The sequence below is a fragment of the Actinomycetota bacterium genome (genome assembly GCA_005774595.1).
Taxonomy (GTDB): Bacteria; Actinomycetota; Coriobacteriia; order Anaerosomatales; family D1FN1-002; genus D1FN1-002.
This window is the reverse complement of record VAUM01000047.1, coordinates 1-9478: the sequence shown is the minus strand read 5'-3', so window position 1 is coordinate 9478 and position 9478 is coordinate 1. Positions and strand designations below refer to the sequence as shown.

Sequence of the window (9478 nt, the reverse complement as noted above, 5' to 3'; positions counted from 1 at the left end):
CGCCACGACGCGGTCGGGCGCGACCTCGACGGACTCGATCCCGAGCAGCGCTGCGCCCACGCGCGCGAACGCGCTAGCGGTACGGGACCGGCGGGTACGGGGGCTCGGGGCAGACGGGCGCGCGGCGCGAGCCCATGAAGTACGCCATCCCGAGGGCGAACAGCACCACGCCCGCGACGATCGCCGCGTTGCGGACGGCCTTGCCCTCGAGCTGCTCGCGCACGCCCGCCTCGGCGGTGTCGCGGATGCGCAGCGCCTGGTGCTTCAGGTCATCGACGGTCAGCGGCCGCTCGGACGAGGCCTTGCCCGACGGGGGGGTCACCATCTCCGCGCTCATCGCTGCACCTTCCCGTACATCACGCCCAGCACGATACCGGAGCCCACGATCAGCACCGCGCCGAGGATCCACAGCGTCACGTCCCACCCGATGATCCTGCCGAGGAACACCAGCAGGCCGATGAGCACGAGCAGCACGCCCATGACGAACAGCGTCCCCGCGGTGGCCGCGGCCGCCACGGTCAGGCCGAGGCGCTGGAGCGGGAGCACGACCTTCTCGCGGACGGTGCTCTCGGCCTCCTGCCGCAGCCAGTCGGAGCCCATCTGCAGCAGGTCGGCCGCCTGCTCGACGATCTGCTCGTAGGCGGTGGGCGGGCGATCGCCCTTCACGCTGTCCGCGTCGGCCATCTGTCCTCGAGTCCCTCCCGGCGACGTGCGTGCCCGCAGCGGGCCGCACCACCACACAAGATACCCGAACGGGCGCACGGCGCGGCGGCACCGCGACGCCCCGGACGAGACAACGGGCCGGCTGCGCCTCTCCGCAACCGGCCCGCCGCTTCACGGGGGTCATGACGAGGGCCGCCACGCGGGCGGCCCTTCGTCACTTCACGATCCTCCACTGCACGTTGCCCGAGCCGCTGAACCCGAGCGCCTGCGCCGTGCCGGGACCGAGGTCGAACTCGTAGGAGTAGTTGTACGGGCCGCGGTCCTGCACGACGGCCACCGTCGTCTTGCCGCGGTACGAGAACTGGATCTTGGTGCCGAACTTCATCGTGCGGTGCGCGACGACCATGCTCGAAGGCGTGAGCACGCCGCCGCCGGCCATCGTGTTGCCGTAGAAGCCGGGGCCGTACCAGGTCACTCGCGAGGTGCGCCACTCGCCGGCCGCCACCGGCGCCGGCTTGGGCGCGGGCTTGCGGGGGGCGGCGGCCTTGCGTGACGCCACCGTCACGGTGCGCTTCGGCGCCGGCTTCGCGGCGGGCACGACGGTCATCGCGCGCTCGCGCACCAACGTCATCGCGGCGACACGCCTGCCGGGCAGCTGCTCGCAGACGCTGAACTTCTCGGAGGCGGTGAGCGAGAACGGCGGTGCGGTGCGCACTGCGCCCAGGCCCAGCGAGCCCTTCACGGCGACACGCTCCGGCGCGTTGGACGCGCCGCTCGCCGCGAAGGCGGCGGCCGTCAGGGAGAGCAGCCCGCCTGCCGCCGCGGCGACGGCGATGACGCGGGCGGTCCTGTTGCTGATACTCAAGCCTGCTACGTCCTCGAGATCGGGTCCATGACACGACGGCGGCGCAACGCGGGAGACGCCGGGAGGCGTCCTCGACAGCGGGGTGCGGATAGGATCGGTCTGCTGTCTCGCGCCGGTGCGGGAGGCCCTGTTCGTGGTTCGCCGGGAGCCGCCGTCACGCACCGATGGGGCACGACAGTATTCAGCTGGTGAGGCGTCACCTTACCACACCCGGATGCCCGGCGCCACCCCGCGACCGAACGTGTGTTCGTACGCCGAGAGCCCTCGCGGAACGGACTGCGCGGACGTCCCTCAGCGCGTCGCCGTCGCGGCCTGCGAGGCCTTCACCATCCGGTCGAGCACCCGGCCGAGGTCCTCGAGGTACTTCCCGTACGCCGCCCAGTCGCCGGCCTTCTGCGACTCCACGGCCTTCTTGTACAGAGCCGCCGCGGCCGCCGCATCGGCCGCCGGCTCGACCGTGCCCGTGGCACCCGCCGAGCCGCCCGCCTGTTCCTCGGCGCCGAACACCTTGAGCAGCGCCTTCTCGAGCGTCTCCTCCATCGCCACGGTGTCGCCGTACACCACGATGACCCGCGTGAGCTCGGGGATCGCGCTCTGCTCGGCCTGCAGGTAGAGCGGCTGCACGAACACGACCGAGTCCTCGAGCGGGACGACGAGCATGTTGCCGAAGATCGCTTTCGAGCCCGCCTGGCTCCACAGCGTGATCTGCGGCGAGACCACCGGGTCCTGGTTGATCTGCGCGGAGACCTGCTTGGGGCCCAGCACCGTCTTCTGCTTCGGGAACTGGAGCACGACACGCTCGCCGTAGTTCGCCGGGTCGGAACGCGCCGCCATCCAGCCGATCATGTTGTCGCGCACCCTCGGGGTGAACGGCATCATCATCATGAAGTCCTCGGCGGCATCGCCGGGCAGGCTCATCAGCACGTAGTAGGGCTCGGCGGGGGTGTCGGTGTTCTCACCGGGCAGCGCCCAGGAGTCCTCCTTGTTGTAGAACAGCCCCGGGTCGGTCATGTGGTAGTTCTTGTACATCTCGGCCTGGATCTTGAAGAAGTCCTCGGGATAGCGCAGGTGCGCGCGGATCTCGGCGGGCATCCGCTCCCCGGGCGTGATGAGGCCCGGGAACGCCTTCGCCCACGCATCGCGGATGGGGTCCTCGCCGACCGCGTAGAGCGTGACCGTCCCGTCGTACGCGTCGACGGTCACCTTCACCGAGTTGCGCACGTAGGTGACCTCGGGCGCGTGCGTGTACGGCTCGGCGTTGGGATACGAGTCCGACCAGGTGTAGCCGTCCACGACCCACACGATGCGGCCACCGGCGAGCACGGGATAGGGATCCGAGTCGAGCCACAGCCACGGCGCGAGCCGCCCGATCCGGTCCGTGAGCGAGCGAGCGTACAGCACGCGGGACTCGGGCGTGATGTAGCTCGAGAAGAGCATCTGCCACGAGCCGAGCCGCATCGCGAACGCGGCGCGCCGGAAGAACCCGCCGACGGGCACGCCCGCCTTGCCCGCGTAGTGCGTCGTCGCGTTCTTGTCGCCGACGGGGTAGTCGAACTCCTCGAGCCCCGTGCCGACGACCACGTAGTTGCCCTCGCCCTCGCCGAAGTAGATCTCGGGGCGCTTGACGGCCAAGCTCGCCTCGGAGGACTTGGGCGGGATGTCGCGCAGGACGAAGTCGGGGTAGCCGCGCGAGGTGGCCTCGTTGACCGGGCTCATGACGAGGCCGTAGCCGTGCGTGTAGACGAGGTGCTGGTTCACCCAGGTCTTGGCCTGCTCGGCGAGGTGCTCGACGTTCATCTCGCGGGCCGACACGAGCACCTGCCGGCGCTTCCCGCCGATGTCGTAGCGGTCCACGTCCATGTCGCCGAAGTCGTAGTACGCGCGGATCGCCTGCAGCTGCCGATACGACTGCACCACGATGTTCGGATCCCACAGACGCACGTTGGACAGCGTGGTCCGGTTCGCCGTCACGTCGGCGGCGGTGAGGTCCTCGGCGGCGGCGAACTGCCTCGTCTCGACGTCAGTCAGCCCGAACGCCTCGCGCGTCGACGCGATGTTGCGCACGATGTAGGGGGCCTCGGCGGCCGCCTCGTTGGGCGCGACTTTGAGCTGCTGGACGAGCGCCGGGTACAACCCGCCGATGAGGATGCCCGCCGCGATCCACACGCCGAGCGCGACGATCGGCAGGCGCCAGCCCTTGAGCGTCACGTTCGCGACGAGCGCGAGCGCGGTGAGCGCCGCGATAACGATGAGGATGCGGTACGCGGGCAGCTGCGCATGGACGTCGGTGTACGACGCGCCGGTGACCTGGCCGCGCGGCGAGAACGACAGCTCGTAGATGCGCAGCCAGTAGTCGAACGCCTTGCTCGCGACGATGAGCCCGAGCAGGAGCGAGACGTGGCCCTTGACGTGCGGCGCGAAGCCGCGCAGGCGCTCGGCCGGCCTGATCGCGCCGTCGTAGAGGTGCACCAGCACGGTGACGACGAGCGTGATGACGAACGCGGACATCATCCAGTCGGAGACGACGCGCAGGGCCGGCAGGGTGAAGACGAAGAAGCCGATGTCGCGCCCGAACTGCGGATCCGCCGCGCCGAACGGCACGGCCGACAGCGCGAGCCGGAAGCGTTCCCACTCGGATGCCATCGGCAGGCCGAACGCGAAGCCGACGACGACCGCGAGCAGGACGGCCGCCCGGTCGATCCACGGGTCGAGCGCTGCGCGCGCCGCCCGCAGCGCCGCCGCGTACGGCGGCTCGGCCTCGTCCACGAGCACCGGCGCCGCCTTCGGCGCCATCGCGCGCGCGACGCGGACGTTCGCGTAGAGCAGCGCGCCAGCGACCGCGCCGAACGCGAGCGCCGCGACGGCCTTGGTGACCAGCACCGTCCAGAAGACGTTCGCGTGCCCGAGCTCGGCGAACCACAGCGCGTCGGTCCACAGACCGGCGAGCCACGTGAGCACGGGCAGCACGACCGCGAACAACGCTCCCGCCACCGCGACCGCGATCATCACGCCGGCCTGGCGGCGTCCCGGATCAGGCATGGGCCGTCCCTTTCGCTTCAGAGGAAGTCGTCGACCTCGACGTTCATGCCCGTCTGGTCGAGGCATTGCACGATCGTGCGCCCCTCGGCCGCACGGAGGTCGGACAGGTCGACATCGAACGGCTCGACCATCGCGCTGCCCGGGTCGGCGATGACGCGCACGTTCGGGCGCAGCACGTCGGCCTCGCTGGGGCCGAGCACGATGGCGGTCGAGTCGTCGGACAGCCGCACCACGGACCGCGGCGGGTAGACGCCCATCAGCGTGATGAACAGACGCACGAGCGTCGGGTCGAACGCCGAGCCCGAGTTCTTCGCCAGCAGCGACATCCCCTCGTCCTGCAGCCGGGCGGCCGAGTACGACCGGCGCGACGTCATCGCGTCGTAGGCGTCGGCCACCGACACGATGCGGCTCGCGAGGTGCTGGCGCCGCGGCGGCACGCGCGTCGGGTAGCCCGTCAGGTCGTAGCGCATGTGGTGCTCGAGGATGACCACGACCGCCGACTTGTCGAGGCCGGGCATGCCCGCGGCGGTCTCCGCCCCGAAGACCGGATGCTGCCGGACGAGCGCCCACTCCTCGCTGGTGAGCGAGCCGGGCTTGTTGAGGATGCCGAGGTCGATCGAGAGCTTGCCGATGTCGTGCATGAGCGCGCCGACGCCGAGCGACGACAGGAAGCGGTAGTCGCTCGTCACCTGCGAACCGAGCGCCAGCGACAGGATCGCCACGTTGGCCGAATGGAAGAACGTGTACTCGTCGTAGTTCTTCAGGCCCGTGAGCTCGAGCATCGCGTAGCGGTTGGTGAGCACGTTGTCGACGAGCGAGCGCACGACGCCCTTGACTTGGCCCGCCGAGACCGCCTTGTTCGTGCGGATGACGCGGTCCAGCTCGCGCAGCAGCTCGATGGCGCCGCCGTACGCTTCCTTCGCGAGCTCCTTGTCCTCGACCTGCTCGGTCTCCCGGTGCTGCTCGATGACGGTGACCGCCCCGACGAGCACGTGCGGGATGTTCGCGGCCGCAGCCATCGCCTCGATGCCGCCGGCCGCCTTGACCTCGGCGTAGTCGGAGCCCAGCACCGGCATCGCGCGGACGAGCTCGGCCTGGGTCAGGCCCCGCGCGAAGGTGATCGAGCCGGCGCCGAGCGACGCCATGTCCCGGATGAGCTGGTCGAACAGCACGCTGTCCTCAGGCAGGAAGCGCTCGCCGAGGAACACCTCGCCCTCGAAGAACGCGATGGGCACGTCCACGCCCTCGCCGTGGTAGCGCGTGACGACCTCGAACAGGCTGCGCACGGCCTCGGCGAGCGCCGGGTGCTGAGCGGGGTAGAAGCGCGCCCCGCGACGCAACGCGTACAGGCGCGTGAGCAGCTCGCGCACGCGCTCGATCTGCTTGCCCGAGAACGTGACCGAGAACGGGTTCGCCGCGGCGTCGGGCATCTGGACGGCGTCGAGCGGCGTGCCGCCCATCGTCTCGGAGCTCGGCTGCTGCGCCGCGGACGCCGGCGGGGCGGCGGGCGGCACCGGAGCCGGCTCCGCGAGTTCGGGCTCGGCGGGCGCGGGCTCGGGTTCCGCGGGCTCGGGCTCCGCGGACTCGGGCTCGGGCTCGATGTCGTGCAGGGACGGCGGCTCGGCGGGCTCGGCGGGTGCGGACGGCACGGCCGCGGCGCCGGTCGCCGTCGGGTACAGCTCCTCGAACTGCGCGACGTCCGCTGGCGACGCCTCGGCGTCCTCCGCCTCGGCCCCCTCGCCATCCGCGGACGACAGCAGGTCCTCGCCCAGCCCGGACCAGTCCTCGACCGGCGGGATGTCGCGCTCGCCGGGCTCCCAGACGCCGGGTTGCCAGACGCCGTCCTCCGGCGGCAGGCCGTCGTCGCGATCGTCGTCGCTCACTTAAGACCCACCTCCCGCCCTCGCCCGGAGCCGGACCTGCGCGATCGCGGTCTCGGCCGCGGCCACGACCTCCTTGGGCTCGCCGCGGCGCAGCAGGCCCTTCTTCTCAGTGATCTGCTCGAGCGCCGCCAGGCTCGACGCCGGCGCGATGCGCCCGAGCGCCTCGATCGCCTCGACCCGAGGCCCGACCTCGCGGTTCCCGCGGCCCTCGCCCCGCGCCACCATCTCGAGCGTCGGGATCGACGAGCGCAGTGCGAGCAGCCCGATGTAGCGCGCCGCGAGCGTCGCGTTCGCGGGGTCGTCGTCGGACAGCGCGGCGCCGAGCATCTGCTCGGCGCGCAGGTCCTTGATGCTCGCGACGCTGCGGATGGTCTCGCGGCGGACGCGCGGGTCGACGTGGCGCAGCGTGCGCTCGAGCGCGGGGAGCGCCTCCGTGCTGCGCGTGTTGCCGAGGATGCTCACCACGTTGCGCACGAAGTACCAGCGGCGGTCCTGCACGTGGTCCGTCAGGGCCTCGATGAAGCCGGGCGCGAGGCCCGAGATCAGGTCGACCATCGCCTTGCGCGCCTGCATGTCCTGCTCCTCGGCGAGCAGCTCGAGCAACGGGTCGATCGCCACGCCGCCGAGCAGTTCGAGCAGGCGGCGGCAGGCCAAGTGCTCCCGGCTGCCGGCCGGGAACAGGTGCATCGCGCGGTTGATCGCGCGCATCTGGTCCGCGCGCGCGAGCGAGGTGACCGCGTTCTTGATGCGGCGGCGCTGGGCGGTCGAGAGGCGCCGGTCCTTCTCGGCCTCGGTGAGGGCCGCGGCGGCGTCGGCGGCGGCCTCGTACTCGTCGCGCTCGAGCAGGAGGCCGAGGTTGTCCTCGACCATCGACATGACGGTGGCGAACGGCTCGGGACGGACGTCGAGCGTCACCAGGGTCACGAGCGACCCCATGACGTCCGCGTCGGTGACGCCGAGGCGGGCCTCCTCCCGCAGCATGTCGACATGGGGGTCTTCGCTCAGGTGCGTGCCGGGGGCCGGCGCGAGGTTGATGAGCTTCACCACGCTGTCGACCGGCGTCTCCTCGTCGGTCTTCGGACGCTCGCGGACGACGAGCCGCGACGGCGCCGCGTTCTCGAGCACGGCCCCGGCGGTCCCGCCGTCCACACCCGCCGCCTCCATCGCCAGGCCCGCGGCCTCGATGACCTCGTCACGGCCGGCCAGCGAGATGAGCGCGAGGTTGCGGATGGCGCGCGAGACGCCCTCGACGGACGCCTCGCCCTCCGCGAGCCCCTCGACGAGAATCTCGCAGATCTCCTCGACCTTCATCTGTCGCACCACGGCGGCGAGTGCGTCGTCCTGGCGCGCGTCGGCGAGCAGCCGGTCGCGCAGGAGGTTGCGCCGCAGCTCCGGCTCAAGGCCCAGCAGCGCCTCGGCGATGCCGCGGTAGAGCTCGGGCTGGTCGCCGGGCAGCTCGTTCTTGACGAGGTGGGCGATGGACGCGAGGTGGCTCTCGACCTCGGACTCGGCGGGCCGCGTACCGCGGCCGGCGAGCGTCTCGACGAAGTAGCCGCGCAGCAGGCCCGGGTCACGCAGCACGCGCACGAGCATGCGCTGGTCCCGGGCGCGGCCGCCGAACGCGCCGGCGAGGATCTCGTCGATGCGCTGGGTGTCGGGCGGCCACGGCTCGCCGGCGAACTCGCCCTCGGCGCCTTCCGGCGCATCGGCGTCGACGATCTTGGTCGAGACCTCGGAGACCGTGACCGCGTCGACCTCGCGCTCCCACAGCTGGGACTCGAAGCCGCCGGCTCCGAGCAGCTCCGCCGGCGTCATCTTGAGGATCTCGAAGAAGCCGAGCACGTCCTTCTCGGCGACGCCGGCGTGGAAGCGCACCTCGGAGACGTTGCGGTTGTACAGCTCCATCGCGAAGCCGGCGTACGCGGCCTGACCGGCGAAGATCGGCAGCCCCTCGAAGAGCAGGCCGTCCTTGGTGACCTGCAGCCGCGCCTCGCCGCGCTCCTCGAAGATGGACTTCAGCGTGCCGAGGAGGGCCGCGGCACTCTCGCGCGGGATGGCGCTCGTCGTCGGGTAGAGGCCCACGGCCTTGTGGGTCACGACGAGCTGCTTCACGAGGCGTTCGACGACCTCGGGAGCGCGGGGTGCCTCTTCGCGTGCAGCAGACAAGCGGGCCCATCCCTCCGGCGGCGCGCCGCGGCCGGCGACGCCGTCCCACTGAGCCGAGCAGGAGGATTATACAGGCAGGTGGCAGCGGATGTCCGCAGGTATGCGGGCGGGACATCTCGCCGCGCGCCCCGTGCTACCATCGCGCCCGATGAGCGACTCCGGCCCCAGCCTGCTGCTCGCGTCCGCCTCGCCGAGGCGCCGACGCCTGCTCGCGTGGCTCGGTCTGCCGTATGAGTGCGCCTCCTTCGACACCCCCGAGGACCTCGCGACCCCCGCTGCGGACCCGCAGGAACTCGCGTGCCTGCTCGCCGCCGAGAAGGCCGTCGCGGCGCGCGGCGCCGGACTCGGCCCCGCCGGCGCCACCGTGCTCGGGTTCGACACGATCGTCGTGCTCGACGGCGACGTGCTCGGCAAGCCGGCGGACACGGGCGACGCATGGCGGATGCTCCGCGCGCTGTCCGGCCGCACGCACGAGGTCGTCACCGGCTGCGCGGTGCTGCTCGCAGGCGACCTGGAGCCGCGCACGTTCGCCGTCACCACGCGAGTGCTCATGCGCGAGCTCGACGACGACGCTATCCGCGCTTGGATGGCCCGGGGCGAATACCTGGGCTGCGCCGGCGCGTACAACATCGAGGGACAGGTCGCCGAGGTCACCGGCGACGAGTGCTACCAGAACGTAGCCGGGCTGCCCCTGTGCCACCTGCGCGCGGAGCTCGCAGCGCTGGGTATCGCGAGCGCCTCGCCGGTGGCCGCGTGCGACGCCGCGCTCGGGCGCTCGTGCACGCTCGGGCCGCGCGTGACGGGCGTGTGAGCGAGCTTCGGGCACCCGCGCGGCCAGGCCTCATCCGTAGTACCGCTTGCC

7 protein-coding genes are annotated in these 9478 nt (G+C 71.7%); 1 reads left to right on the top strand and 6 read right to left on the bottom strand.

The features are described from left to right. Positions 1-73 precede the first annotated feature (73 nt). The 6 genes from FDZ70_03270 to FDZ70_03245 all read right to left on the bottom strand — a co-directional run bounded on the left by FDZ70_03270 (position 74) and on the right by FDZ70_03245 (position 8562). Positions 74-337, bottom strand: a complete 264-nt coding sequence (locus FDZ70_03270; GenBank protein TLM78945.1) for a hypothetical protein — start codon at positions 335-337, stop codon at positions 74-76. Further along, on the bottom strand, positions 334-684 hold the full coding sequence (locus FDZ70_03265; GenBank protein TLM78944.1) for a hypothetical protein: 351 nt from the start codon (positions 682-684) through the stop codon (positions 334-336). Before FDZ70_03265 ends, FDZ70_03270 begins: the two co-directional genes overlap by 4 nt. Before the next feature lie 193 nt (positions 685-877). Then, a complete protein-coding gene (locus FDZ70_03260; protein TLM78943.1) occupies positions 878-1528 on the bottom strand; it encodes a hypothetical protein in 651 nt (216 codons plus the stop codon). Between the two features lie 291 nt (positions 1529-1819). Then, positions 1820-4633 carry a UPF0182 family protein gene (locus FDZ70_03255; protein ID TLM78942.1) on the bottom strand — a complete coding sequence of 938 codons (2814 nt, stop codon included), beginning with the start codon at positions 4631-4633 and terminating at the stop codon, positions 1820-1822. Next, positions 4585-6450 (bottom strand): HD-GYP domain-containing protein, encoded by a 1866-nt coding sequence (locus FDZ70_03250; protein TLM78941.1) that lies wholly within the window; start codon positions 6448-6450, stop codon positions 4585-4587. The genes FDZ70_03255 and FDZ70_03250 overlap by 49 nt, the downstream gene beginning before the upstream one ends. Then, a complete protein-coding gene (locus tag FDZ70_03245) occupies positions 6451-8562 on the bottom strand; it encodes a hypothetical protein (protein TLM78940.1) in 2112 nt (703 codons plus the stop codon). A gap of 142 nt (positions 8563-8704) precedes the next feature. Between FDZ70_03245 and maf the strand changes: the two genes are divergently transcribed. Continuing rightward, positions 8705-9427, top strand: coding sequence for a septum formation protein Maf (maf, locus tag FDZ70_03240; GenBank protein TLM78939.1), 723 nt, complete (start codon positions 8705-8707; stop codon positions 9425-9427). Positions 9428-9478: the final 51 nt, after the last annotated feature.